The organism is Streptococcus thoraltensis DSM 12221 (assembly GCF_000380145.1).
Lineage (GTDB): Bacteria > Bacillota > Bacilli > Lactobacillales > Streptococcaceae > Streptococcus > Streptococcus thoraltensis.
In genome coordinates this window covers 170,030-195,293 of sequence record NZ_KB904586.1, presented here as the reverse complement: position 1 = coordinate 195,293, position 25,264 = coordinate 170,030, and the positions used below count along the sequence as shown (strand labels likewise).

General features: G+C 37.1%; 25 protein-coding genes and 1 pseudogene. 25 read left to right on the top strand and 1 reads right to left on the bottom strand.

Going from position 1 to position 25,264, the window contains the following annotated elements; translation table 11 throughout:
- The first annotated feature begins 4 nt into the window (after positions 1 to 4).
- The 10 genes from folB to serB all read left to right on the top strand — a co-directional run bounded on the left by folB (position 5) and on the right by serB (position 9,682).
- Positions 5 to 364 carry a dihydroneopterin aldolase gene (gene folB / locus A3IA_RS0100935; RefSeq protein WP_018379476.1) on the top strand — a complete coding sequence of 120 codons (360 nt, stop codon included), beginning with the start codon at positions 5 to 7 and terminating at the stop codon, positions 362 to 364.
- Entirely contained in the window at positions 361 to 840 is a 480-nt protein-coding gene (gene folK, locus A3IA_RS0100930; RefSeq protein ID WP_018379475.1) for a 2-amino-4-hydroxy-6-hydroxymethyldihydropteridine diphosphokinase, read from the top strand. Before folB ends, folK begins: the two co-directional genes overlap by 4 nt.
- A 76-nt stretch (positions 841 to 916) precedes the next feature.
- A complete protein-coding gene (gene murB / locus A3IA_RS0100925; protein ID WP_407832287.1) occupies positions 917 to 1,819 on the top strand; it encodes a UDP-N-acetylmuramate dehydrogenase in 903 nt (300 codons plus the stop codon).
- 441 nt (positions 1,820 to 2,260) lie between these two features.
- The gene (locus tag A3IA_RS0100915; RefSeq protein WP_018379473.1) at positions 2,261 to 3,415 is read left to right on the top strand and encodes an ABC transporter ATP-binding protein; all 1,155 of its coding nucleotides are present in this window, start codon (positions 2,261 to 2,263) and stop codon (positions 3,413 to 3,415) included.
- Positions 3,399 to 4,193: an ABC transporter permease gene (locus A3IA_RS0100910; protein ID WP_018379472.1), complete on the top strand. Its 795-nt coding sequence runs from the start codon at positions 3,399 to 3,401 to the stop codon at positions 4,191 to 4,193. Before A3IA_RS0100915 ends, A3IA_RS0100910 begins: the two co-directional genes overlap by 17 nt.
- On the top strand, positions 4,190 to 4,966 hold the full coding sequence (locus A3IA_RS0100905) for an ABC transporter permease (protein ID WP_018379471.1): 777 nt from the start codon (positions 4,190 to 4,192) through the stop codon (positions 4,964 to 4,966). Before A3IA_RS0100910 ends, A3IA_RS0100905 begins: the two co-directional genes overlap by 4 nt.
- Positions 4,959 to 6,026 carry an ABC transporter substrate-binding protein gene (locus A3IA_RS0100900; RefSeq protein WP_018379470.1) on the top strand — a complete coding sequence of 356 codons (1,068 nt, stop codon included), beginning with the start codon at positions 4,959 to 4,961 and terminating at the stop codon, positions 6,024 to 6,026. The genes A3IA_RS0100905 and A3IA_RS0100900 overlap by 8 nt, the downstream gene beginning before the upstream one ends.
- A 562-nt stretch (positions 6,027 to 6,588) precedes the next feature.
- The gene (locus tag A3IA_RS0100895) at positions 6,589 to 7,074 is read left to right on the top strand and encodes a GNAT family N-acetyltransferase (protein WP_018379469.1); all 486 of its coding nucleotides are present in this window, start codon (positions 6,589 to 6,591) and stop codon (positions 7,072 to 7,074) included.
- A 5-nt stretch (positions 7,075 to 7,079) separates the two neighbouring features.
- The gene (locus A3IA_RS0100890) at positions 7,080 to 8,228 is read left to right on the top strand and encodes an Mbeg1-like protein (RefSeq protein WP_018379468.1); all 1,149 of its coding nucleotides are present in this window, start codon (positions 7,080 to 7,082) and stop codon (positions 8,226 to 8,228) included.
- Between the two features lie 809 nt (positions 8,229 to 9,037).
- Positions 9,038 to 9,682, top strand: coding sequence for a phosphoserine phosphatase SerB (gene serB / locus A3IA_RS0100875; RefSeq protein WP_018379465.1), 645 nt, complete (start codon positions 9,038 to 9,040; stop codon positions 9,680 to 9,682).
- Between the two features lie 300 nt (positions 9,683 to 9,982).
- Here the strand turns inward: serB and A3IA_RS11555 are convergent.
- Positions 9,983 to 10,288 (bottom strand): annotated as a pseudogene (locus A3IA_RS11555) (helix-turn-helix domain-containing protein); the annotation flags it as partial.
- Between the two features lie 260 nt (positions 10,289 to 10,548).
- Here A3IA_RS11555 and A3IA_RS13335 point away from each other — a divergent pair.
- The 15 genes from A3IA_RS13335 (at position 10,549) to A3IA_RS0100795 (ending at position 25,252) form a co-directional block, all read left to right on the top strand.
- Positions 10,549 to 11,190: a site-specific integrase gene (locus A3IA_RS13335; RefSeq protein WP_018379463.1), complete on the top strand. Its 642-nt coding sequence runs from the start codon at positions 10,549 to 10,551 to the stop codon at positions 11,188 to 11,190.
- Between the two features lie 862 nt (positions 11,191 to 12,052).
- The gene (locus A3IA_RS0100860; protein WP_000421280.1) at positions 12,053 to 12,367 is read left to right on the top strand and encodes a YdcP family protein; all 315 of its coding nucleotides are present in this window, start codon (positions 12,053 to 12,055) and stop codon (positions 12,365 to 12,367) included.
- A gap of 20 nt (positions 12,368 to 12,387) precedes the next feature.
- Entirely contained in the window at positions 12,388 to 12,765 is a 378-nt protein-coding gene (locus tag A3IA_RS0100855) for a YdcP family protein (RefSeq protein ID WP_001234189.1), read from the top strand.
- Positions 12,766 to 12,774: 9 nt separating this feature from the next.
- Positions 12,775 to 13,548 carry a Mom family adenine methylcarbamoylation protein gene (locus A3IA_RS0100850; protein WP_000185760.1) on the top strand — a complete coding sequence of 258 codons (774 nt, stop codon included), beginning with the start codon at positions 12,775 to 12,777 and terminating at the stop codon, positions 13,546 to 13,548.
- Between the two features lie 21 nt (positions 13,549 to 13,569).
- Complete coding sequence (locus tag A3IA_RS0100845) at positions 13,570 to 14,973, top strand: FtsK/SpoIIIE domain-containing protein (RefSeq protein ID WP_001130247.1); 1,404 nt, start codon at positions 13,570 to 13,572, stop codon at positions 14,971 to 14,973.
- A 181-nt stretch (positions 14,974 to 15,154) separates the two neighbouring features.
- Positions 15,155 to 16,339 carry a MobT family relaxase gene (mobT, locus tag A3IA_RS0100840; protein WP_000426691.1) on the top strand — a complete coding sequence of 395 codons (1,185 nt, stop codon included), beginning with the start codon at positions 15,155 to 15,157 and terminating at the stop codon, positions 16,337 to 16,339.
- Positions 16,336 to 16,608, top strand: coding sequence for a hypothetical protein (locus tag A3IA_RS13735; protein ID WP_000055367.1), 273 nt, complete (start codon positions 16,336 to 16,338; stop codon positions 16,606 to 16,608). The genes mobT and A3IA_RS13735 overlap by 4 nt, the downstream gene beginning before the upstream one ends.
- Positions 16,605 to 16,826: a hypothetical protein gene (locus A3IA_RS0100830; RefSeq protein WP_001009054.1), complete on the top strand. Its 222-nt coding sequence runs from the start codon at positions 16,605 to 16,607 to the stop codon at positions 16,824 to 16,826. The genes A3IA_RS13735 and A3IA_RS0100830 overlap by 4 nt, the downstream gene beginning before the upstream one ends.
- Before the next feature lie 59 nt (positions 16,827 to 16,885).
- Positions 16,886 to 17,647 (top strand): abortive infection family protein, encoded by a 762-nt coding sequence (locus A3IA_RS0100825; protein WP_000494842.1) that lies wholly within the window; start codon positions 16,886 to 16,888, stop codon positions 17,645 to 17,647.
- Between the two features lie 61 nt (positions 17,648 to 17,708).
- Positions 17,709 to 18,209 carry an antirestriction protein ArdA gene (locus A3IA_RS0100820; RefSeq protein ID WP_000421245.1) on the top strand — a complete coding sequence of 167 codons (501 nt, stop codon included), beginning with the start codon at positions 17,709 to 17,711 and terminating at the stop codon, positions 18,207 to 18,209.
- Positions 18,210 to 18,280: 71 nt separating this feature from the next.
- The gene (locus A3IA_RS0100815) at positions 18,281 to 19,306 is read left to right on the top strand and encodes a hypothetical protein (RefSeq protein WP_018379461.1); all 1,026 of its coding nucleotides are present in this window, start codon (positions 18,281 to 18,283) and stop codon (positions 19,304 to 19,306) included.
- A gap of 70 nt (positions 19,307 to 19,376) precedes the next feature.
- Positions 19,377 to 19,772, top strand: a complete 396-nt coding sequence (locus A3IA_RS0100810) for a conjugal transfer protein (protein WP_000723886.1) — start codon at positions 19,377 to 19,379, stop codon at positions 19,770 to 19,772.
- Positions 19,756 to 22,209 carry a conjugal transfer ATPase TcpF gene (gene tcpF / locus A3IA_RS0100805; RefSeq protein ID WP_000941001.1) on the top strand — a complete coding sequence of 818 codons (2,454 nt, stop codon included), beginning with the start codon at positions 19,756 to 19,758 and terminating at the stop codon, positions 22,207 to 22,209. Before A3IA_RS0100810 ends, tcpF begins: the two co-directional genes overlap by 17 nt.
- Entirely contained in the window at positions 22,206 to 24,233 is a 2,028-nt protein-coding gene (locus tag A3IA_RS0100800) for a CD3337/EF1877 family mobilome membrane protein (protein WP_000192390.1), read from the top strand. The genes tcpF and A3IA_RS0100800 overlap by 4 nt, the downstream gene beginning before the upstream one ends.
- The gene (locus tag A3IA_RS0100795) at positions 24,230 to 25,252 is read left to right on the top strand and encodes a bifunctional lytic transglycosylase/C40 family peptidase (protein WP_000768374.1); all 1,023 of its coding nucleotides are present in this window, start codon (positions 24,230 to 24,232) and stop codon (positions 25,250 to 25,252) included. Before A3IA_RS0100800 ends, A3IA_RS0100795 begins: the two co-directional genes overlap by 4 nt.
- Positions 25,253 to 25,264 lie beyond the last annotated feature (12 nt).

Here is a 25,264-nt window from a genome sequence, read left to right as displayed (position 1 = left end):
TGAAATGGACAAGATTGTTTTAAAAAATTGTCGTTTTTATGGTTACCATGGGGCATTGTCCGAAGAAAATACTCTAGGGCAAATTTTTGTGATTAACGCTACCTTGTCCCTTGACTTAAATAAGGCCTCTCTGTCTGATGACTTAGAAGACACGGTGCATTACGGCATGGTTTTTGACTGCATCAAGAATCAAGTTGAAAATCAACGATATAAGCTCATTGAACGCTTGGCAGGAGCTATTTGCCAAGATATTTTTGCTCAGTTCATCCCTGTTCAAACGATTAATATTGAAATTACGAAGGAAAATCCCCCCATCAACGGTCATTACGATGCCGTAGGGATTAGTTTGGAGCGTTACAGATGACAGTTGTTTTTTTGAGTTTGGGTTCTAATATGGGAGACAAAGTGGCTTATCTCAATCAAGCCATTCAATCCCTATCACAAGTACATGAAACGCAATTGGTAAAGGTTTCGTCTTTTTATCGAACAGCAGCTTGGGGTAAAATTGATCAAGATGACTTTGTAAATGCAGTTGTTCAGTTAGAGACCAATTTAGAAGCAATTGATTTCCTCCGAGAGTGCCAGCAGATTGAGAAGGATTTAGATAGAGTACGACACGAACATTGGGGACCACGCACCATTGACATTGACATCTTGTTGTATGGTGAGGAAACCTTTAATACCCCAGATTTAAAAGTGCCCCATCCTTTCATGACTGAACGTGCTTTTGTGCTGGTTCCCTTGGCTGAATTAACTGAGGATTTGGTGCTTCCAAATACTGGTAAAACAGTCTTGGAGGCCTTGGCTCAATTAAGCCATGAAGATGTTACGAAAATTTAAAAATTTACTGGCACATCAGCTAATTTTTGGTATAATGTAGCTTGGCTATGCCAAGTTTTGTATGTATGAGGGGATTGTGATGCTTAAAGAAATGGAAGAGGCTTTATCTGGCATTGACATTCGTGTTGATGAGCCTTTGAAAAACTATACTTACACTAAGGTTGGAGGACCGGCAGACTACCTTGCTTTCCCTCGCAATCGTTTTGAACTGATCCGTTTGGTCAAGTTTGCTAACAAGCATGGTATCCCTTGGTTGGTTCTTGGAAATGCTAGTAATTTAATTGTCCGTGATGGCGGTATTCGTGGCATGGTTATCATGTTTGACCGATTGAAGCTGACCACTATCGACGGCTATGTTATGGAAGTTGAAGCTGGAGCTAATCTTAAGGAAACAACTAAAGTAGCTCGTGAACATAGTTTGACAGGTTTCGAATTTGCGGCTGGTATTCCAGGAAGTGTCGGTGGCGCTGTCTTTATGAATGCGGGCGCTTATTGGGGCGAAATTGCTCATGTCCTTGTTTCAGCTCAAGTCTTAACACGAGACGGTGAAGTTAAGACACTTGAAGCTAAAGACTTAAAGTTTGGTTATCGCCAATCTGCACTACAAACATCTGGTGACATTGTGATTTCAGCTAAATTTGCTTTGAAACCGGGCGATTACACTGCAATCAATCAGGAGATGAAGCGCCTCAATCACCTACGTGAGTTGAAACAACCTCTGGAATACCCATCTTGCGGTTCCGTTTTTAAACGTCCGCCAGGGCATTTTGCAGGTCAACTAATTACCGAAGCTAACCTCAAAGGACACCGCATTGGAGGTGTTGAAGTTTCTGAAAAACATGCTGGCTTTATGATTAATGTAGATAATGGCACAGCCAAAGATTACGAGGATTTAATTGCCCATGTTATCGAAACCGTTGAGAAAACTTCTGGAATTACCTTAGAACGTGAAGTTCGTATTATTGGAGAATCTCTTTAATAAAAAATATCAGCTCAGAAAGGCATCTTTCTGGGCTGATTAATAGTTTAGACTCTTTAAAATGCCTCACACGAGGCAGCCAACTTACTGTTATAAATGTAAGAACTATCGTGGTGACATCACCCGGTTTAGTTTTAAATTTTGGAGTCTTAGAAAAAGTCAACGATAGTCAAATGAATTACCTTTCAGAACAAGGAACACAAAAAGACGCCGGACAGCGCTTGATACTCTTCGAAAATCAAAGTCAGACCTTGTTGACATTTGATAGACTTCAGTTCTATCTGCAGAGGTGCCGCTTAGTCTCCTTTTGATTTTCATTGAGTATAAGTAAGGCAAGTCGAAAGTGACTATGTCGCAAAGTTAATTCAAAAGACTACGATACTAAACTAAGCAAAATGACATAGTATATATTCTAGAAAATCTATGGAGGATTTATGACCATTGACTAATCCAATTATTGCCTTCAAAAATGTGTCAAAGACATTTGAGGATAGTGGTACAACTGTTTTAAAAGATATTAACTTCGAATTGGAAGAAGGAAAGTTTTACACGCTGCTTGGTGCATCTGGTTCTGGGAAATCAACGATTCTCAATATCATTGCAGGGCTTTTAGATGCCACATCTGGTGATGTTTTACTAGATGGAAAGCGTATTAATGACGTTCCAATTAACAAGCGTGATGTTCATACGGTGTTTCAATCTTACGCCCTTTTCCCGCATATGACCGTCTATGAAAATGTGGCGTTCGCTTTGAAATTAAAGAAAATTGCTAAAAAAGAGATTGATCAACGCGTTAAAGAAGCCCTTAAAATGGTGCAACTCGAAGGCTATGAAAAACGCTCTATAAAAAAACTATCTGGTGGACAACGCCAACGTGTTGCTATTGCGCGTGCGATTATCAACCAGCCCAAAGTGGTTCTTTTAGATGAACCCTTATCAGCGCTTGATTTGAAGCTCCGTACAGAGATGCAGTATGAGCTTCGTGAATTGCAACAACGTCTTGGCATTACTTTTGTCTTTGTTACTCACGACCAGGAAGAAGCTCTAGCCATGAGCGACTGGATTTTTGTTATGAATGAAGGCAAAATCGTTCAGTCAGGGACACCGGTTGACATCTATGACGAACCGATTAATCACTTCGTTGCAACCTTCATCGGTGAATCCAACATTCTTCCAGCAACAATGATTGAAGACTATCTGGTAGAATTCAATGGTAAACGCTTTGAAGCGGTTGATGGTGGTATGCGCCCTAATGAACCGGTAGAAGTTGTTATTCGTCCCGAAGATTTGCAAATTACACTACCTGATGAAGGAAAACTTCAAGTAAAAGTTGATACGCAACTTTTCCGAGGAGTGCATTATGAAATCATCGCATATGATGATCTCGGAAATGAATGGATGATTCATTCCACGCGTAAAGCCATCGAAGGTGAAATTATTGGACTGGATTTCACACCAGAAGATATTCATATTATGCGTCTTCATGAGACAGAAGAAGAATTCGATGCACGCATTGAAGAATATGTTGAAACAGAAGAAGTTGAAGATGGTCTGATTAATTTTATCGAGGAGGAGCGTCATGAAGAAAACGACTAGCTTTTTCTCAATTCCCTATTTTTTATGGGTTTTTCTCTTTGTTTTAGCACCCGTTGTCATGATTATCTGGAAATCATTCTTTGACATATCAGGTCAGGCTACTTTGGGAAATTATCAAACTTTCTTTGGTTCATGGACCTACTTAAAAATGAGTTTGAATTCTATTCTCTATGCCGGTTTGATTACCTTAGTCACGCTTTTAATTGCTTATCCGACAGCATTCGTTTTAACCAGTCTCAAGCACAAACAACTTTGGCTGATGTTGGTTATTTTACCGACTTGGGTCAATCTGCTCTTAAAGGCTTACGCTTTTATGGGGATTTTTGGTCAACAAGGTGGAGTAAATGCCTTTTTAACCTTTATGGGCTTGGGACCTCAGCAAATTCTCTTCACGGATTTTTCATTTGTATTTGTAGCTGCTTATATCGAAATACCATTTATGATTTTACCGATATTCAACGCCTTGGATGATATTGATCCTAACCTTATTAATGCCAGTCGTGATTTGGGCGCCAACGACCTTCAAACCTTTACAAAAGTTATTTTCCCCCTATCCTTGAATGGCGTCAGGTCTGGTGTTCAGTCTGTTTTTATTCCAAGTCTGAGTCTCTTTATGTTGACAAGACTTATCGGTGGTAATCGAGTGATTACTCTTGGCACTGCTATTGAGCAACACTTCCTTACCACTCAAAACTGGGGTATGGGATCAACCATTGGCGTGGTCTTGATTGCCGCTATGCTAATGATTATGTGGGCAACTAAGGAGAGAAAATCATGAAAAAATTTGCTAATATCTATTTGATTTTTGTTTTTGTTCTCCTTTATGCACCGATTTTTTATCTGATTTTCTATTCATTCAACAAGGGTGGCGATATGAATGGCTTTGCGGGCTTTACCATGGAGCATTATCAAACCATGATTTCAGATAGCCGCCTTATGCTTATATTGGCACAAACCTTCTTTTTAGCTTTTTCAAGTTCTTTGATTGCGACAGCTATTGGAACTTTTGGAGCTATCTTTATTCATGAAAGCAAGAAGCGTTATCAGAATGGCATGTTGTCAACGAATAATATCTTGATGGTGGCGCCTGATGTTATGATTGGGGCATCCTTCTTGATTTTATTTACAACAACTAAGTTTCAATTGGGATTTGCCACTGTCTTACTCAGTCACATTGCCTTCTCTATTCCTATTGTCGTTCTTATGGTTTTGCCTAGACTTAAAGAAATGAATCAAGATATGATTCATGCGGCCTATGATTTGGGTGCCAGTCGCTCTCAAATGCTTAAAGAAGTCATGTTGCCTTATTTGACACCGAGTATTATTGCTGGGTATTTTATGGCATTTACCTATTCTTTAGATGATTTTGCGGTGACTTTCTTTGTAACTGGAAATGGCTTTTCGACCCTTTCTGTTGAGATTTATTCCCGCGCCCGTCAAGGGATTTCCCTAGACATCAATGCCCTGTCTACCCTCGTTTTTTTCTTTAGTATTCTGCTAGTGATTGGCTATTATTTTATTTCTCAGGAGAAGGAGGTTAAAGATGCGTAAATTAACATCCTTTCTAACAGGTATTATTGCCATTATTGTTCTTTTGTGGGGAGCTAGTTTTATCCTGCAGAAGCAATCAGGGGACGTTTCAGATAAATTAGTTATCTATAACTGGGGAGATTATATTGACCCAGATTTGCTGACAAAATTTACTAAAGAGACTGGTATTAAGGTTCAATACGAAACTTTTGATTCCAACGAAGCCATGTACACCAAGATTAAACAGGGTGGTACGACGTACGATATTGCAATTCCAAGTGATTATACGATTGATAAGATGATTAAAGAAGACATGCTTATTAAATTGGACAAATCAAAAATAAAAGGGCTTGATTATATTGGCAAAGAATTCTTGGGGAAAAGTTTTGATCCTGCTAATGATTATTCTATTCCTTACTTTTGGGGAACCGTTGGGATTGTTTACAATAAAAAACAATTAGATACGTATCCTGAGCATTGGAACGACCTTTGGAAGTCTGAATACAAAGATAGTATCATGATGGTTGACGGTGCTAGAGAAGTGCTTGGAGTTGGTTTAAATAGCTTGGGATATAGTCTTAATTCAAAAAACAAGGCACATCTTAATCAAGTAGAGAAGAAATTAAACCAACTAACCCCAAACATCAAAGCCTTGGTTGGTGATGAACTGAAAGGCTATATGATTCAAGGGGATGCACCCATTGGTGTGACCTTCTCTGGAGAAGCCAGTGAAATGCTCTATGAAAATGAAGATTTGGTTTATGTCGTTCCAACAGAAGGCTCTAATCTATGGTTTGATAATATGGTTCTCCCTAAAACAGCCAAGCACACTAAAGAAGCTTATCAATTTATTAATTTCATGCTAGAGCCAAAAAATGCAGCACAAAATGCGGAGTATATCGGTTATTCGACGCCAAATAATGCTGCAAAGACTCTATTACCAAAAGAAATCAAGAATGACAAGGCCTTTTATCCAAGTCAAAAAACCATTGACCATTTAGAAGTTTATGACAATCTTGGACAAAAATGGCTTGGCGTATACAATGACTTGTATCTCCAAATCAAGATGTATCGTAAATAAAAAGGTTATTCAAGGACGAAGTTAGCCATTTTTAGATAATTTTTGACATTTGAAGATGAAAAAACAACATTTTACGACTTTAGGATTAACATTTTCTGATAGAGTGTTATACTTTACACATAGAGACATGTGGGAACTCTCTCTCTCTCAAAACTCTCTCCTAAAATAACTTTCTCTTAACGTTTAGGATTCTTGATTTAAAATATCAAATCACCCCATGTCTTACTTATTTCTCTCTAGTCTCAATGCTATGTTGAGGCGGATCTCATCCACTGGGTGAGATTTTTTTATTGCATTTTATAGTCAAATGAATTACCTTTCAGAACAAGGAACTAAGACGCAAACAGTACTTGATACTCTTTGAAAAGCAAAAGCAGACCTTGTTGACTTGATGTGATGACCTTCAGTTCTATCTGTATCAGCGTCGCCTAGTCTGCTTTAAACTTTATTGAGTAGTAAGTAAAGTACAGCAAGTCGACAGTGATGAGGTATCAAAGTTAATTCAAAAGACTATATTACTTCTCGATTTGTGATATGATAGTGGGAGTGATAGGAGGTAAAAATGATAAGAAGAGCAGTTATCGCCGACATTCCAAAGATTCAGGAATTATTAGGACAAATTTTGAGAGTTCATCACAATGTTAGACCTGATATTTTTAAGTCAAGTGGCAGTAAATTCTCAGAACAAGAATTACGAGAACTGATTCATGATGATCAACGTCCTATTTTCGTGTACGAAGATGAGGAAGGGAATCTTCTAGGACATATATTCCTAATCATTCAGGAAGCCAAAGGGGCAGCTATGATTCCCAATAAAACCCTTTTTATTGACGATTTGTGTGTTGATGAAACAGCTCGTGGTCAAAAGATAGGCGAAGCCTTGTATCAGTTTGCCTACCAAAAAGCTGCTGAATGGCAGTGTTACAATTTAACCCTTAATGTTTGGAACGCTAATGCGGGAGCTGTTCATTTTTATGAAAGAATGGGAATGAAACCACAAGAAATAAAAATGGAAACCATTATCAATTCTCACTTAGAAGAAGTGTAGTAGCAATGAAGAATCTTTTAGATTATGTCGCAACTATAGGGCAGACATCATTTTCTGAAAAAGCCCTGACCAGTTTAGATTTTGCCTTATTTAATGAATTGGGCTATCTATCAATCATCGAACATTTATCCAAGGAACTCAAGCAAAAGGAGTTCGTTGTCATCAATGATTTGGCTCTACTATTTCAGCAATCCAAAAAAGACATTCCATTCACTTTTCTAGACACCAAAGAACGTATCGGCCTTTTTGAAGCGGTGCTCAATAGCAAACGATATAAGAATGTAACCATTAGTCATTATGTCAATGATGTTAACACTGAGTTTGAACGTCAATTTGCAGCCATGGTCTTTTCCATACCAGAAGAAAAGTTTCATCAACTGGTTTTTCGTGGAACGGATGATAGCTTGATTGGCTGGAAAGAAGATTTTAAATTAACTTATATGCGGGAAATTCCTGCACAACGTGCAGCATCTATTTATTTAAAGGAAATCCTTCCAAGCTTGTCCGGACAAGTACTTGTTTCGGGACACTCCAAAGGTGGAAATTTAGCTGTTTATGCAGCTGCGCATTTACCAAAAAAACTGCAAGATAGGATTACTCTCATTTATATGTATGATGCTCCCGGCTTTCGTCCAAGCTTTCTACAATCAGAAAGTTATCTGGCTATTAGGTCTAAGATTGTTGCCATTAAACCGTTTGAGTCAGTAGTCGGTGTCATGTTGGAATCCGATAGAAAGCCAATAATTGTAGCCTCTAAGGATAGGGGCATGGGGCAACACCCCATGTTGAATTGGGCGATAGATTTAGAAAAAAACGACTTTGAAACCGTCACACAATTATCTCCAATGAGTCGAAAACTTGAAAAAACATTTGCGATTTGGAATAAGAGTTTGTCCCATTATGAGCTGAAAAACTTATTTGATCTCTTGTTTGATCAATTGATTGCCAGTGGTGTTACCAGTCTTAATGATTTCTCTGCGAAGAAACCTCTGGAAATGGCAAAATATTTTGAAGTTTACCGAAGATTATCCCCCAAACAAAAACGAGTCTTTGCTAAAGCATTTAATTTATTTATTCAAGCTTATCGAAGCAGCACAGTGAAGTCAGAAAAAACTAACTTATCCAGCATTCTAGCTAAATTCAACCAATTATAATCTTATAGTCTTTTGAATTAACTTTGATACATCAACACTTTCGACTTGTCATATTCATACTCAATGAAAATCAAAAGGAGACTAAGCGGCGCCTCTGCAGATAGAACTGAAGGTCATCACATCAAGTCAATAAGGTCTGCTTTTGCTTTTCAAAGAGTATCAAGCACTGTCCGGTGTCTTTTTTGTTCCTTGTTCTGAAGGAGTAATTCATTTGACTATAAAATAAGAATAAAGGGTTTTGGAGGCTATTTTCCAACCCCTTTTATTTTTATCTTTGGAAGCATTATCATCAGCAAGTGCAGTTCTAACGCTTCCAAATATGGTAGCACCACTAAGGCTATTCCCAATCATTCAGGGACTGATAGTTTTTCTTTTTTTACATGCGTTAAAGAATTTTGAATAAACATAAGTAGTGTCACAAAGTTGGCGAATAGGACACCTCGTTTAATCGCTTTTTGTTTTTTCTTATTGAAAGCTTCTTTAAAAACCTCTACGATACTACTGGTATCAATATCGGCTGTTAGCATTGACTATTTTAGACCGGTTCTTAATACTTAGGTTTCGACATAAACAACGGATGACACTATCAAATCCATTGTGGATTTTAGCGATGCTTTGCTATTGCTTGATTCTTGTCGGTAAATGCTTGGACACGGAATTTTCCAATATTTTTTTCGTAAATGTTTACTGAATCTTTCTAAAAAAATAAAAATCTTCTTTGAAAAAGGATTATGGATACTGCGATTATGTTCAGACTTGCTATTGTAGCAAGCTTCTTGTACAATAAGTGAAAAAATGGAGGTTATGCTATGAAAATGGTCAAGGGACTTTTAGTCATGGATGTTGATTCAACTCTGGTCAAAGAAGAAGTCATCGATTTATTGGGTGAGGAAGCAGGTGTCGGCGAACAGGTTGCTGACATTACCGAACGCGCCATGCGTGGAGAACTGGATTTTAAAGAAGCATTGGCAGAGCGTGTCGCTTTACTGAAGGGCTTGCCTGAATCTATTTTCGATAGGGTTTATGGTAAGATTCACTTCAATCAGGGGGCCAAGGAATTGGTTGAAGAATTGCATGCACGTGGCTACAAGGTGGGGCTAGTGTCAGGAGGCTTTCATGAGACGGTTGATGGTCTGGCTCAAGAGCTCGGGATTGACTATGTCAAAGCTAATCGCTTAGAAGTTGTTGATGGGTATTTGACCGGAAAAACGGATGGTGACGTCGTAACTAAAGAAACCAAGGTTGCCAAACTGCAAGAATGGGCTGCAGAAAATCAACTTGATCTTTCTCAAACAATCGCTATGGGAGACGGGGCAAATGATCTTCCCATGATTAAAAAAGCAGGTATCGGAATTGCCTTCTGCGCCAAACCAATTGTAAGAGAAGAAGCCCCTTACCACATAGACAAACCAGATCTGTATGAGGTGGTTGGGGTGTTGGAGCATAATAATTAGTGAATGATACCCCACACCTCAAAACTGGCGTTGTCTGCAATCTTTTTTCTGTATAATAAAAGTCTTAGAAGCACTGATATAACAGGATTTCTAAGACTTTTATTGCTCAATAATATAAAAATCAATTCCTCAATATCTTCATGTTTAAGAGGGTTTTGTGTACGTTCTGAATAATTGAATGTATATTCGATTGTTTTATTTTTTGGTGTTGAATTGGTGTTAGTTGTATACTTTATTTATCAATGTCTCAATGCGGTGGAAGATCTCTTTATGTTCACTAGTGTCAAAGATTTTAAGCATTTATGATTTAGGAATTCCTTTTAATCTCCCAACTTTAAGTATAGTCAGCATGCTAGATATCACGTCTTGTATAATTTTCTCAATTTTTTCCTCAGACTTTTGTTCCAATTCTTGTATATTCACCTCCCCATATTCTTTATCTATTTTTCCAGTAAGATAATCTATACTTATGTCGAAATAAATCGCTATATCACCGAGTCGGGAAAGATTGAGTTCTCTTTTTCCCTTTTCCCAATTAGCATAAGAGCCTTGCGATATTCCTAAAATTTCAACCAACTCTTTTTGAGTGAGGTTATTTTTTGTCTTAACTCTTTTAAGCGTTCAGTAAATGTTGCCATAATTGCTCCTTATGTCAAACTGACATTTTTAGTTGACGAATATTTCAAACTGACACGTTCAACATTTAAACGATTGACATATTTTGAAAAAATGCAGCTATCAGGAATTCTTGCTCCTCATGTTAAACAGTGCAGCATGATATGTTTCTTGAGGGGCTGTCTAATAACTATATTCGCTCCGTACATCAGATATGACAACAGGTTTTGGATTTAGCAGTAAAATTAGGTATGTTATCAAATAACCTTGCTAAACAGGTTGGAAATATCAAAAAAGAGCGTCCCAAAGTTGATTTTTGGACAGTTGAGGAGTTTCAGAAATTTATTAGCACATTTGATAAGTCTAATATTTATGATTTATTATACTTTACAACGTTTTGGTTTTTCTTTATGACAGGTGTTCGTATCAGTGAATTACAAGCTATTGAGTGGACAAAGATTGATTTTGATAATGGTACGGTATTGATAGATTGTTCAATGTATTATAAAAATCAGAAAGAATGGTATATTACAGATACAAAATCCACTTCAGGTATTAGACTGCTCTATCTTGATGATGATATTTTGGAACATTTGAAATTCTGGAAGCAAGCACAATCGCAAATAGGAAAATGTAAGTTTGTATTTTCTTTGGCAGATAGTCCACTTGTAAAATCGACGTTAAACCGTGTATTAAAAGCACATAGCGACTATGCAGGGATAAAATCTATCCGTATACATGATTTACGGCACTCTCACGCTAGTTTTATCTTATCTCTTGGAATGAATGATTTAGAAATGCAAAATCACTTAGGACATGCTGATATTAAGACAACGCTAGGTACATACTCCCATCTTCGTCTTAATGCAGGAAAGAAGTCGCTAGTCGCATGACAGGTCAAGTCGTAGTGACGGAAGATAATGTTAGACAAAGCAAGTTTAATGGCAATCAACATACGTTAACATTTGACAAGTGATTTAATTTTTGTGATAATAATTGTGCAAGAACTGTAACGAAGTCTTGGCAAAAATAAAAATACCAGAGCTCCACCTCTGGTATTTTCTTTTGTCCAATATGCAAGTTATCGGACTCAGGTTATTTGTCTTTGTCGCCTTTTTCTAGCCAGTTTCTGACTATCCACTCAGAAACGACATTACCTATGATTGTAATAAGTAAAGGTGCTAGAATAACTGTAACGAAGATTAGCAAAAACTCACCTCCAGACCAAGTTCGTTAGTGGAGTTGCGACAGGCATTATTATATCACAATTTTAAGTTATTGAAACTCCTTTTTGAGGTTTGACTAGCGTATCTGTTGAACGAAAAAAGGAGTCCTCAACGTAAGTAAGTTGATAAAAAAATAATCTGTTTTTGTTGCTAAATTGTTGTTAGAACAAATCAAAAAGCCTTAGAAATATTGATTTTCTAGGCTTTTTATACTTATTACCTCTATTCCCACTCTGTTTTAAGGGTATGGCATATAAGCGAAAATGCTGTAATATCAAGGATTTTGGAAACGTATAAAATCGAATAAATTATATTTAAAAAAATAAAAAGTGCAATAAAAGTGCAGTATTTGCACCTAAGCAGACCTGATTAAATTCGAAATGGAATTCTAAACTCAATATTCATTTAAATGATAGACGTTCATAATGAGCGTCTATTTTTTATGCTTTGAAAGGTTGTGATACTAACAAATTTTTAAATGAATAAAGTAAGCCAAAAATATTTTATGTGAGAAAGGAACGATACACTTATGGAATTAAAATATGTCATTCCCAATATGGAAAAAACATTTGGTCAATTAGAATATGCTGGTGAAGGGAATATTGAACAACGTCGAGTCAATGGCAGACCAACTATTCTCTCTCGTAGCTACAATTTATACTCAACGATTCAACGAGCAGATGATATTGTTGTCATTCTTCCCTCCGAAGCTGGCGAGAAACATTTTGAATCCGACGAAAAAGTCAGACTCATCAACCCACGTATTACCGCAGAAGGTTATAAAATTGGCAATAGAGGATTTACCAATTACATTATGCACGCAGACGATATGGTGAAAGCTTAAGAAAGGAAAGGTGAAAAAATATGAGATTAGCAGAAGGTATTGTGATTGAAAAAGACCAGACATTTGGCACATTGAAATTTTCCGCTTTACGTCGTGAGGTTCGTATTCAAAATGAAGATGGTTCGGTTTCCGAAGAAATTAAAGAACGTACCTATGACTTAAAATCAAAAGGACAAGGACGCATGATACAAGTCAGTATCCCCGCTTCTGTTCCTTTGAAAGAATTTGACTACAACGCAGAAGTGGAATTAATCAATCCTGTGGCAGATACCGTAGCGACGGCTACTTTTCGAGGGGCAGACGTTGATTGGTACGTGAAAGCAGACGATCTTGTATTAAAAGGACAGACAAAACCTCATCAGAAATATAAAAAAGAAGCGTCCGAAAGTGAAAAATAGGTGTTGCTTATGACAAACACACCATTGATTTTGAAAGAAATTCCGAAAGATGAAGCCATTTCTTTTATTCGGCAATACCATTATTCAAAGATACTCCCTAGATTGTGTAAATACTTTCTAGGGATTTTTTCAGAAGAAAAATTATTAGGCGTTGTGGAATTAGGCTGGGGTACGCAACCCCTACAAACCATACGCAAACTCTTTCCCGACAGTTCCCTTCAAACCACAGATTATTTAGAAATTGGAAAGATGTGTTTTCTTCCAGAAATGAATCAAACCAATTATTTTGGCAGTCAAGCTCTTTCAGCTCTAATTAAGTGGTTGAAAGAACATACGGACTGTCATTTTTTATATACATTGGCAGATGGAATTGAGGGAAAATGTGGCTATGTCTATCAAGCGTCCAACTTCTTTTACTGCGGGTATTTCAAGACAAGTGTCTATCGTGATAAACAGTCATGGGAAAAGATACACCCTCGAAGTGCTCGCCTTTTATTAGAGGAAAATGCTCGTTTTGAACAGGTAGAGAAAAAGCATTGGCTTTCCCAGGCATTTTGCGAATACAAAGGGATTGAGAAAATCAATGGACGCATGTTTCGCTATCTCTATCCGTTGACAAAAGAAGCGAAAAAACTGTTAGGACACACGCTCTATCGACGTCATTATTATCCGAAAGAAAAAGATTTACGCTTTGAAAAGCGAATCGCTTATCGGAAATATGAAGCCATTTCTCAACCAACTTTTGATAAACAGGCTCGTATCTACAATACACAATTATTTTGATAGATGGAAAGGAGGATTTTTATGCCATTGCTTCATGACAGAGGAAAGCGAATCAAAGCCAACGATAAGGACTTGGTCTATCATTTTGTGCTGATTTCATTGCTGATAGTTTTTCTAGTCGTTCTACTCCCTTTTCATTGGAGAACGTTACAATCGGTGAATTGGCAAACAGTTCAGTTAGATACATTTTTCTATCAACTGCATACGCCATACTTTTGGAGCAGTATTCTCACTGCTTTTTTTGTATGCGGACTCATCAGCTGGCTCTATTATCACTATCGCATAGATTCTATAAAACAGTTAGAGCACCGTCAAAAGTTAGCTCGTATGATTTTAGAAAACCATTGGTATGAAGCCGAAGAAACTCAATCAGAGGGATTCTTTAAAGACTTATCCAGCAAGAAAACCAAACAACGAATCCGCCATTTTCCTAAAATGTATTACCGAATGAAAGATGGACTGATCCATATTCATGTAGAAATCACTTTAGGGAAATATCAAGATCAGCTCTTGCACTTAGAAAACAAACTAGAAACAGGCTTGTATTGTGAATTAGTGGAAAAAACGTTGAAAGATTCTTATGTAGAGTATGTTCTACTTTATGACACCATTGGCAATCGAATTGGCATTGAAGATGTGGTAGCTCAAGATGGACGTGTCAAATTGATGGAATCGGTCTATTGGGAGTTTGATTCTCTCCCTCACATGTTAATTGCTGGGGGCACGGGTAGTGGAAAATCCTATTTTATTCTCACATTGATTGAATCTCTCCTGCATACAAATGCGAAGCTTTATATTCTCGACCCTAAAAATGCTGATTTGGCAGACTTAGGAGCGGTCATAGATAATGTCTATTACCGTAAAGACGATATGCTGGCATGTATTAGTCAATTTTACGACGATATGATTGCCCGTAGTGAAACCATGAAGCAACACCCGAACTACAAAACAGGAGAAAATTATGCGTATCTTGGTCTACCTGCGAACTTCCTGATTTTTGATGAATATGTGGCGATGATGGATATGTTAGGTCGTGATAGTGCACAAGTTATGAATAAACTCAAACAAATTGTTATGCTCGGACGACAAGCAGGCTTCTTTTTAATTCTTGCCTGTCAGCGTCCAGACGCAAAATATTTTAGTGATGGTATTCGAGATAACTTTAACTTCCGTGTGGCTTTGGGTCGTATGTCTGAAATGGGCTTCGGTATGATGTTTGGAAGCGATACACAAAAACAATTTTTCTTAAAACCCATCAAGGGAAGAGGTTATGTGGATACAGGAAAAAGTGTGATTAGTGAGTTTTATACACCCCTTGTACCAAAAAGGTATGATTTCTTAGGAGAAATAGGAAAAGTCATTCAAAAAAAGCAATCTGAGCCTGTACCGCACGAAGTGAAAGGTACAGGTTCAGACTTGCTTTGATTGGTGTGGCGTTAGCCACGCCAATCCTTTAGCCCCCTCTACCTAACAGGGGGGCACAAATACAACTGAAAACAGGCAATTCTCATCAACCAATGTTGATGGTACAAGGAATTGCGGAAAATAGGAAAGATGTAAACTCAAGGGTCATAGTTTACATCTTTTTTAGATTGGAGGTTTGCGAATGGAAAACGAAAAAATTTGGATTAAGGAATTGAAAGAAAAGCGACTGGCTTATGGCGTTTCTCAAAATAAACTGGCGGTTGCTTCTCATATTACCAGACCTTACCTATCGGATATTGAAACAGGCAAGGCAGTCCCTACTCAACAGGTGAAAGAAGATTTACTGAACGCTTTGGAACGCTTCAATCCCGATAACCCATTGGAGATGTTATTCGACTATGTACGGATTCGATTCCCTACCAATGATGTGTCTCAAATTATCGGTGAGGTTTTACGCTTGAATATGGATTATATGCTACACGAAGACTTTGGCTATTATTCTTATCCCGAACACTATCGTTTCGGTGATATTGTTGTCCTAGTCTCTCATGATGTAAGTAAAGGGGTTTTATTAGAACTGAAAGGAAAAGGCTGTCGGCAATTTGAAAACTTTCTATTGGCTCAACATCGGAGCTGGTATGGTTTCTTTCAAGATTGCATGGAACATAAAGGTATTTTCAAACGCTTGGATTTAGCCATCAACGATAAAACAGGGATTTTGAATATTCCAGAATTGGCAAAGAAATGTAAACAGGAAGAATGTATTTCCGTCTTTCGGAGCTTTAAAAATTATCGCAGTGGTGAATTGGTTCACCGTGATGAAAAACCAGACATGGGAAACACCCTTTATATTGGCTCATTAAAAAGCGAAGTCTATTTCTGTATATATGAGAAAGATTATGAGCAATACGTGAAAAATGATATTGCCTTAGAAGACGCAGAAATAAAGAATCGCTTTGAAATTCGTTTGAAAAACGACAGAGCCACTCAAGCCATGAAAGATTTGTTGGAACATCAAAATGCAGAAAAAACAGCGTTTGAGATTATCAATCGTTATATTCGCTTTGCCGATAAGGACGAAACCAAGCGACGGAGTGATTGGCAAACCAATGAACGCTGGGAATGGTTTATCGGCAAAAATCGTGGAGCATTACGCCTAACCATACAGCCAGAACCTTATTCTTTTGAACGAACATTGAACTGGTTACATCATCAAGTCGCCCCTACATTAAAAGTCGCAAGCATTTTAGATATTCTCAACGGTACAACCATTATTTCCACCATGATTCATGAAGCCAAACTGACAGAAAAACATGAGAAATTAATTGAACAACAACATCTAGGCATGGAGGATTTGATTACATGAGCCTCTTAACAGAAGAATTAAAGAAGTTAGGGTTTCAAGCGTATATACAAAATACAGGGAAATATACGTCTCTCATTATTGAGGGAAAACGGCAAGCTGGTGATACCATCTATACCTATGATTTTTACAAAGTGAGCTTTTATAAGAATTATACCAGTCGAATAACTGTTTATGGAGAGCATTTAACTCCTTTTCAATTATTAAAGCGTGTAAAAAGCTATATCTACTATCGAGAAAAATATCTTAAGGAAAGGAGGACAATCACATGAATTTTGGGCAGAATTTGTACAACTGGTTCTTGGATAATGCACAGTCATTGGTATTGTTAGCGATTGTCGTCATTGGACTGTTTTTAGGTTTTAAACGAGAATTTTCAAAACTTATTGGCTTTTTGATTATTGCTTTAATCGCCGTCGGACTTGTGTTCAATGCAGCTGGCGTGAAAGATGTGTTATTAAACTTATTTAACCGAATCATTGGTGCTTAACAGATATTTTTCATGATAAAATAGGAAGTATATATTTTGTTATGAAAGGATCCATGAATATGTTTACAAATGATCAATTTAAATCTCTTTTAATTAAAACATTAGAAAGAAAGAGCTCTTCAAATTATTATGAAGGAGGTAACGAGATTGTTTCTAAAATGAAAATATCAGAGGTAACTTTAGATGAGACTAACGAGTTTACTTATTATAAAGGATACAAAAGGGATTGGAATACGCTTTGCACCTATCTTAAAATAAGAGCTCCTTTTGATGATTTAGACTTTTTTGAAAGTCATAAAGATTTGCTTACCCAGACAGCAAGCTCCATATATGATAAACAAGGTGATAATGTATTAGTGGATACTATTTTAGTACCACTTCCAGAGAATTACGAAGTAATTAACTTTAGTCAGTTGAAAATTAGTGATGTGATTTCACAAGCTATTGAAGACGCTGAGTCTTTCATGAGTAATGGTGAATATCAACGTGCCTTTGACAGAGTTCACACTGCTTTTCATGGATATTTAATTGAAATACTAAAAAAATATGAAATTACAGTTCCTAGAGACGAAAATCTATCTAAATTATATAGTAGGATACAACAATTAATTGAAAAAGAAATTCAACCTACTGAACTTGCTGATATAGTGAAGACAACGATAAGGTCATCAAATGGAATGATTAGCTCTCTTAATGAAGCAAGAAATAGGCATTCACTTGCACATCCTAATACAAATATTATTGGAAAGAGAGAAGCAAAACTAATAATAGGTATTTCAAGTACAGTTACAGATTATATTAGCGGATACCTTGATAAGTAGCGTCATTAACTGATTGCTACTTTTTTTTTGACTATATTTTATAAAAAGGATGTGATAAGAATTGGAATTGAAAGTCTATGTGGCAAATTTGGGACGGTATAATGAAGGTGAATTAGTTGGATCATGGTTTACTCCACCAATTGATGAGGAAGAAATGGCAGAAAGAATCGGTTTAAATGAGAACTACGAAGAATACGCCATACATGATTTTGAGCTTCCTTTTGATGTGGACGAATACACGCCAATTAGTGAAATCAACCGTCTATGTGAAGCCATTCAAGAAATCGAAGGTACACCTATTTATAATGAACTCAAAGAAATTCAAGGCATGTGGTTTAGTAGCTTGGAAGAATTACTGGAAAACAAAGAGAATATTCATTGTTATAGTGAATGTGATTCTATGGAAGATGTCGCCCGTTATTATGTGGAAGAAACAGGACAACTTGGTGAAGTACCTTCTAATTTACAAAATTATATTGATTATCAAGCTTTGGGACGTGATATGGAAATAGAGGGAAATTATCTTATCACCTCTCATGGAGTATTTGAGTATTCTAATTAACATGGATTACTCTAAACTAGCAATACTGCTATAATAATTTTATACGTTCTGAATTAAGGAGGATTGTTCAATTGGTAATAATAGATGTTTATGGGAAAATAACAAAAATAAAATTGTCAGATAAATTGAAACTATATATATCTAATGTTTCTGATGACTGGAAGGAAAGCATTATAGAAGACATGTTACAAGAAATTCGACAACAAAAAGTTGACATGGCAGATAATTTGAAAAGGTATGGTAAAACATTTCAAACAGAATATTCTATATCTTATTTGAAAGAAATCGTTCACGCCAATGTTGAAGACTATACAAAATATAATTTAGATTCTATTGAGTCATGTCTTCAATGCCTTGTTGATAATATGATATGTCTATTCTTTGACTATGAATATCAGGATATGCCTTTTTTTGATTGGACAAGCAATTGCTTTGATGGTCGTTTTTGTGAAGAGGATTACGCTGAAAAAGTGATGTATTTTAGTAACTTTGTAAATCATGATATACAAAATGGTATTCATATGAACTGCATTTATACAAGTAATATGAATCCTAAAGAGCATACTAGGATATTATCAAATCTAAGTTTTAGAATTGATTCAAACTTTAAAGGGTGCAGGACTACAGACGACTACATTACGGAACTTAAAAAAATGGGCAACCGAATTGATTCTATACTAAAATCGGAAAACGATTATTACAAATTAGATTATATTATGAACGGGATATATAGTGATAATAGTTATAATCAAAATCATTATTTAAAGACTTTTACTTTGTTAGAACTTGTATTATTAAAACCAAATCAGAATACAAATGAAATTGACAAATTACTAATACCTTATCTTGATAAGAAATATGGAGAGGTTTCGAGTGAAGTAGCAAAATTATTAAGACAAATGAGAAATAAAATCGGACATGGTGATTTCAAAGGTTTTAACGAAAAAGCAGAAAAATTCGCTCAAAAATTTATGAAACACTTTCATTTTGACTATACAGAATACAGTAGATTAAATTGGGTATTACTTCATACCTGCTGTCTTTTAGATAATTTACTCAGAATAACTATTTTTCAACAATTAAAAGTCACAAAATAATTATTATTTTATAGAGCAATCACCTATTTTGATTGCTCTTTTTCTATTTTTACGGAAAGGACGTGAAGACATGAAAAAAATAAGAAGTTACACCAGTATTTGGTCAGTAGAAAAAGTGATTTATGCAATTAATGATTTACAACTCCCTTTTCCCATAACCTTTACACAAATGACATGGTTTATCGTTTCTTTGTTTGTCGTTATAATCTTTGGCAGTTTACCACCACTTTCCTTGATTGACGGAGCACTACTCAAATACTTAGGGATTCCCGTTGTCCTCACTTGGTTCATGTGTCAAAAAACCTTTGACGGGAAGAAACCCTATGGATTTTTAAAATCTATTATTACCTATGCTCTACGCCCTAAAATAACCTATGCTGGCAAACAAATACGATTAAATAAAGAAAAAATGAATGAATCAATCACGATTGTAAGGAGTGAACAATTAAATGGCACACCCCATTAAATATATCGAAGATAATCTCGTATTTAATCATGATGGCGAAGTATTTGCTTATTATGAATTAATTCCCTATAATTACAGTTTTTTAAGTTCCGATGAAAAAGTTCAAGTTCATGATAATTTCCGTCAATTGATTGCCCAAAATCGTGATGGTAAGATTCATGCCCTGCAACTAGCAACCGAATCAAGTATTCGAGCGACACAGGAACAATCGAAAAAAGAAATCACTGGACGATTAAAAGAGATAGCTTACGAAAAAATAGATGAACAGACCGAAGCGTTAGTTTCTATGATTGGTGACAATCAAGTGGACTATCGCTTTTTTATTGGTTTTAAACTCTTGCTGAATGAACAGGAAGTATCGGTCAAAAATATTGGCAAAGACATTCAAAAAGCATTTGCGGAATTCTTTCATGGCGTGAATCACAAGTTGATGGGCGATTTTGTTTCTATGCCTATGTCAGAAATCGAACGCTTTTCTAAAATGGAACAGTTATTAGAAAGTAAATTATCCAGACGCTTTCACATTCGCCCATTGGGGAAAGATGATTTTGGGTATATCATTGCCCACCTTTACGGTCAAACAGGGATTCCTTTTGATGACTACGACTACCATTTACCCAAACGATATGAAGATAAAAAAGTGTTGGTAAAGAAATACGATATTATTAAACCCACTCGCTGTTTAATCGAAGAAAAGCAACGCTACTTACGGATGGAACAGGAAGATACTACCACTTATGTGGCGTATTTTACGATTAACAGTATCGTCGGCGAATTGGATTTCCCCAATAGTGAGATTTTTTATTACCAGCAACAACAGTTCACTTTCCCGATTGATACCAGCATGAATGTTGAAATTGTTGCTAATAAAAAAGCTCTGTCTACCGTTCGCAACAAAAAGAAAGAATTGAAAGACTTGGATAGTCACGCATGGGAAAGCGACAATGAAACCAGTACCAATGTGGTGGACGCTTTAGAATCTGTCGACGAATTAGAAACCAACCTAGACCAAACCAAAGAATCCATGTACAAACTAAGCTATGTGGTACGGGTATCGGCAAAAAATCTGGACGAGTTGAAACAACGTTGTGATGAAGTAAAAGATTTTTATGATGATTTGTCTATCAAATTAGTACGACCTTTTGGCGATATGCTAGGCTTGCATAATGAATTTATTCCCTCAAGCAAGCGATATATCAATGACTATATTCAATATGTCACGTCGGATTTTTTGGCTGGTCTTGGTTTCGGAGCTACACAAATGCTTGGTGAAAATTCTGGTATTTACGTCGGTTACAATCTCGATACAGGCAGAAATATTTATCTCCAACCCAGCCTTGCAAGTCAAGGAATTAAAGGCTCTGTGACGAATGCGTTAGCGTCTGCTTTTATTGGTTCATTAGGTGGCGGAAAATCATTCTCTAACAATATGCTGGTCTATTATTCGGTACTCTTTGGCGGACAGGCAATCATTGTAGACCCAAAAGCTGAACGTGGCAAATGGAAAGAAACCTTACCTGATATTGCCCATGAAATCAATATCGTTAATCTCACGAGTGAGAACGACAATAAAGGGTTACTTGACCCTTATGTGATCTTAAAACTCCCGAAAGATTCAGAAAGCCTAGCCATTGATATTCTCACGTTCTTAACAGGCATTTCCAGCCGAGATAGCGAGAAGTTTCCTGTCCTGCGTAAAGCGATTCGGAGTGTCACTCAAAGCGAACAACGAGGGTTGTTATTGGTGATTGATGAATTGCGAAAAGAAGATACACCCATCAGCAATAGTATTGCTGACCATATCGAAAGCTTTGTCGATTATGATTTTGCCCATCTGTTATTCAGTGATGGCAATGTCACCCAATCCATTAGCTTGGAAAAACAACTCAATATTATTCAAGTGGCAGATTTGGTCTTACCCGATTCCAATAGCTCTTTTGAAGAATACACCACCATGGAATTATTAAGTGTGGCAATGCTGATTGTCATTAGTACCTTTGCTTTAGACTTTATCCACTCTGACCGTTCCATTTTTAAAATTGTTGACCTTGATGAAGCTTGGAGTTTTTTACAAGTGGCACAAGGAAAAGCTCTATCTATGCGTTTAGTTCGGGCAGGGCGTGCCATGAATGCAGGGGTCTATTTCGTTACTCAAAACGCCGACGATTTACTAGATGAAAAGATGAAGAATAATATTGGCTTGAAATTCGCCTTTCGTTCCACTGACCTAGTGGAAATCAAAAAGACCTTAGAATTTTTTGGCGTGGACAAGGAAGATGAAAACAATCAGAAACGCTTACGTGAATTAGAAAATGGACAATGTTTAGTTTCAGACATCTATGGTCGTGTAGGGGTTATGCAGTTTCACCCGATTTTTGAAGAGTTGCTTCATGCCTTTGATACCAGACCGCCTGTGCGAAATGAGGGGGAAAAATGACACAAAAACAAAAGAAATTTCTTCACTATAGTTGGATAACGCTCCTTTGTGTGGGCGTTATTTTACTTTTATTAGGCACGCTGGGCAATGCAGTACAAGCAACAGGCTTAGTTGATGAAACCATTGATACAAGCAACGAGTATTCCAAGTATGGTTTAAATCATTATCAGCTTGATTATTATGTGGACAATAGCTGGGGCTGGCTGCCGTGGAATTGGAGTGACGGCATAGGGCAATCAGTGATGTATGGACTGTATGCCATTACCAATTTCATTTGGACGATTTCTCTTTATCTTTCCAACGCCACAGGCTATTTGGTCAAAGAAGCCTACGCCTTGGATTTCATTAGTCAAACGTCTCAAGCGATTGGTGAGAACATGCAGACCATTGCAGGGATTACACCGAATGGCTTTTCCAGTTCGGGTTTTTATGTCGGCTTCCTTCTTCTTTTTATTCTGATTGTTGGAATCTACGTTGCCTATACAGGACTGGTGAAACGAGAAACGACCAAAGCTATACGAGCTGTGTTAAATTTTGTGGTGGTGTTTATTCTATCAGCTTCCTTTATTGCGTATGCTCCCGATTATATTGCGAAAATCAATGATTTTTCCAAAGATGTGAGCACTGCCAGTTTAGATATTGGGACAAAGATTGTCCTTCCCGATACGGATAGTCAAGGCAAAGACAGTGTGGATATGATACGTGATAGCCTATTTTCTGTTCAAGTCAAGCAACCGTGGTTATTACTTCAATATGGCTCAACCGATATAGAAACCTTAGGTGAAGACCGTGTGGAAAAGTTATTGGCTACCAGTCCAGATACAAACAATGGTGAAGATAGAGAAAATGTAGTGATTGAAGAAATTGAAGATCATGACAATACCTATTTAACACTCCCGAAGACCATTTCCCGATTAGGAACGGTCTTCTTTTTGTTTGTATTCAATATTGGTATCTCGATTTTTGTTTTCCTTCTAACAGGAATCATGATTTTTTCGCAAGTGCTATTTATTATTTTCGCTATGTTTTTGCCAATCAGTTTCCTATTAAGTATGTTGCCGAGTTTTGATGGCATGGGCAGGCATGCCATTACCAAGTTATTTAATGTGATTATGACAAGGGCTGGTATTACCTTGATTATTACCGTTGCCTTTAGTATTTCCACTATGCTTTATTCGCTGTCAGCAAGTTCTCCCTTTTTCATGATTATGTTTTTACAAATTGTGACCTTTGCAGGGATTTATTTTAAACTGGGCGATTTAATGAGCCTATTCTCTTTACAAAGCAACGACTCTCAAAACATGGGCAGACAAGTGTTTCGCAGACCTCGTCAAATGATGAATCGACAAACCAGAAGATTTCAACGCAGTATGAGTAAGATTTTTCGTGGAAAAGCAGGGTCAACGAAGCAAAAGACAATGACAACAAAGCAGAATCAAACCAATAAAGCTAACCATACTCGTCAAAATGAACGGACTACACCAAAGAAAGAAACAGCACTTTCCAATGTGAAAAAGCAACAAGGCGGTATCGGGCAACGATTAGGTGAAAAGACAGCCCATGTATTGGACACGAAAAATCGTCTAGTCAATAAAAGAAAGCAGGCTAAACAACAGATACAGGCGACACCAACCCATGTCAAATATGCCCTTCATCAAGGAAAAGAGAATGTCACTCATAATGTAACAGACTTTAAACAATCTATGGCAGATACCAAAGCTCAACGCAAACAACAGCGTATGAACCAGCAGGAGCAAAAACGAAAGAACATTGCTCAAAAGCGTTTGGAGCTGGATAAAGCAAAAGAAAAAAGACGAAAAGAAAACCCATCATCTCCTGTTCAGAATAACCAGCAGCATGTTCGCAAGCGTCAGCAAACCGTCACGCCTGTTTTGTCACAAAACACTAAACGTGAAAATCATCAGCGACCATTGAAAAAAGAGCAAAAACAAAAGACACCACCGAAGCAATTCAATCAGAGGAAGCTAAATAAAAGAACGGATAAGCGAGGACAACAAACATGAAGCTAAAAATAACAGTGATTTGTAGTGTGGTCTTCTCTCTCTTCTTTTTTCTCTTATTATTCCTAGTCATTTTCTTTGCAGATGATACGGACAGTGGCGAAAACAACAAGGATTCTTCTATTTCACAAGGCGGTGTGACCGTTTCACCAGAAGTGTTGGCACACCGTCCGTTGATTGAAAAATATGGTAAGGAATATGGGATTGAAGACTATGTTTCTTATATCTTAGCCATTATGCAAGTGGAATCGGGCGGTACAGCAGAAGATGTTATGCAAAGTTCCGAATCTTTGGGTTTACCGCCCAACAGTTTGAGTACCGAAGAGTCCATCAAACAAGGGGTTAAATATTTCAGTGAATTATTAACCAGTGCAGAACAACAAGGAGTGGATATAGATTCTGTTATCCAATCTTATAATTATGGCGGTGGCTTTTTAAATTATGTGAGGAGTCATGGGAAAAAATATACCTATGAATTAGCCGAACAGTTTTCTAAAGAGAAGTCGGGTGGTCAAAAAGCAGACTATCCCAATCCCATAGCCATACCTGTGAATGGTGGTTGGCGATATAACTATGGAAATCAGTTTTATGTTCAGTTGGTTTCACAATACCTAACCGACACTTCCCCAACAGAATTTGATGATGAAACCGTGCAAGTCATTATGGACGAAGCCTTGAAATACGAAGGGTTTCCCTATGTCTTTGGAGGGGCGTCGCCTACCACCTCTTTTGATTGTAGTGGCTTAATACAATGGGTGTATGACAAAGCTGGCATTTCTCTCCCTCGTGTCGCCCAAGATCAGTATGACGCTACGCAAGAAATCTCTATGGAAGAAGCCCAAGCAGGCGACCTTATCTTCTTTCATTCAACCTATAATGCAGGCACATATGTGACTCATGTGGCGATATATTTAGAGGGAAATCGCTTTTATCATGCAGGCGACCCAATCGGTTATGGCGACTTAAGCAGTCGTTATTGGCAAGACCATCTGATTGGGGCTAGACGTGTTATTCATAACTAAGAAAGGAATGAA

Bases quoted from the DNA above. Each gene is read 5' to 3' on its own strand.
- A3IA_RS0100810 (WP_000723886.1), top strand. From the start codon at position 19,377: ATGAAAAAAATAAGAAGTTACACCAGTATTTGGTCAGTAGAAAAAGTG.
- folB (WP_018379476.1), top strand. From the start codon at position 5: ATGGACAAGATTGTTTTAAAAAATTGTCGTTTTTATGGTTACCATGGG.
- A3IA_RS0100845 (WP_001130247.1), top strand. From the start codon at position 13,570: ATGCCATTGCTTCATGACAGAGGAAAGCGAATCAAAGCCAACGATAAG.
- serB (WP_018379465.1), top strand. From the start codon at position 9,038: ATGAAAATGGTCAAGGGACTTTTAGTCATGGATGTTGATTCAACTCTG.
- A3IA_RS0100795 (WP_000768374.1), top strand. From the start codon at position 24,230: ATGAAGCTAAAAATAACAGTGATTTGTAGTGTGGTCTTCTCTCTCTTC.
- A3IA_RS0100800 (WP_000192390.1), top strand. From the start codon at position 22,206: ATGACACAAAAACAAAAGAAATTTCTTCACTATAGTTGGATAACGCTC.
- A3IA_RS0100860 (WP_000421280.1), top strand. From the start codon at position 12,053: ATGGAATTAAAATATGTCATTCCCAATATGGAAAAAACATTTGGTCAA.
- A3IA_RS0100855 (WP_001234189.1), top strand. From the start codon at position 12,388: ATGAGATTAGCAGAAGGTATTGTGATTGAAAAAGACCAGACATTTGGC.
- A3IA_RS0100900 (WP_018379470.1), top strand. From the start codon at position 4,959: ATGCGTAAATTAACATCCTTTCTAACAGGTATTATTGCCATTATTGTT.
- A3IA_RS0100905 (WP_018379471.1), top strand. From the start codon at position 4,190: ATGAAAAAATTTGCTAATATCTATTTGATTTTTGTTTTTGTTCTCCTT.
- A3IA_RS0100910 (WP_018379472.1), top strand. From the start codon at position 3,399: ATGAAGAAAACGACTAGCTTTTTCTCAATTCCCTATTTTTTATGGGTT.
- A3IA_RS13735 (WP_000055367.1), top strand. From the start codon at position 16,336: ATGAGCCTCTTAACAGAAGAATTAAAGAAGTTAGGGTTTCAAGCGTAT.
- A3IA_RS0100830 (WP_001009054.1), top strand. From the start codon at position 16,605: ATGAATTTTGGGCAGAATTTGTACAACTGGTTCTTGGATAATGCACAG.
- tcpF (WP_000941001.1), top strand. From the start codon at position 19,756: ATGGCACACCCCATTAAATATATCGAAGATAATCTCGTATTTAATCAT.
- mobT (WP_000426691.1), top strand. From the start codon at position 15,155: ATGGAAAACGAAAAAATTTGGATTAAGGAATTGAAAGAAAAGCGACTG.
- A3IA_RS0100850 (WP_000185760.1), top strand. From the start codon at position 12,775: ATGACAAACACACCATTGATTTTGAAAGAAATTCCGAAAGATGAAGCC.
- A3IA_RS0100825 (WP_000494842.1), top strand. From the start codon at position 16,886: ATGTTTACAAATGATCAATTTAAATCTCTTTTAATTAAAACATTAGAA.
- A3IA_RS0100895 (WP_018379469.1), top strand. From the start codon at position 6,589: ATGATAAGAAGAGCAGTTATCGCCGACATTCCAAAGATTCAGGAATTA.
- A3IA_RS0100890 (WP_018379468.1), top strand. From the start codon at position 7,080: ATGAAGAATCTTTTAGATTATGTCGCAACTATAGGGCAGACATCATTT.
- folK (WP_018379475.1), top strand. From the start codon at position 361: ATGACAGTTGTTTTTTTGAGTTTGGGTTCTAATATGGGAGACAAAGTG.
- A3IA_RS13335 (WP_018379463.1), top strand. From the start codon at position 10,549: ATGTTATCAAATAACCTTGCTAAACAGGTTGGAAATATCAAAAAAGAG.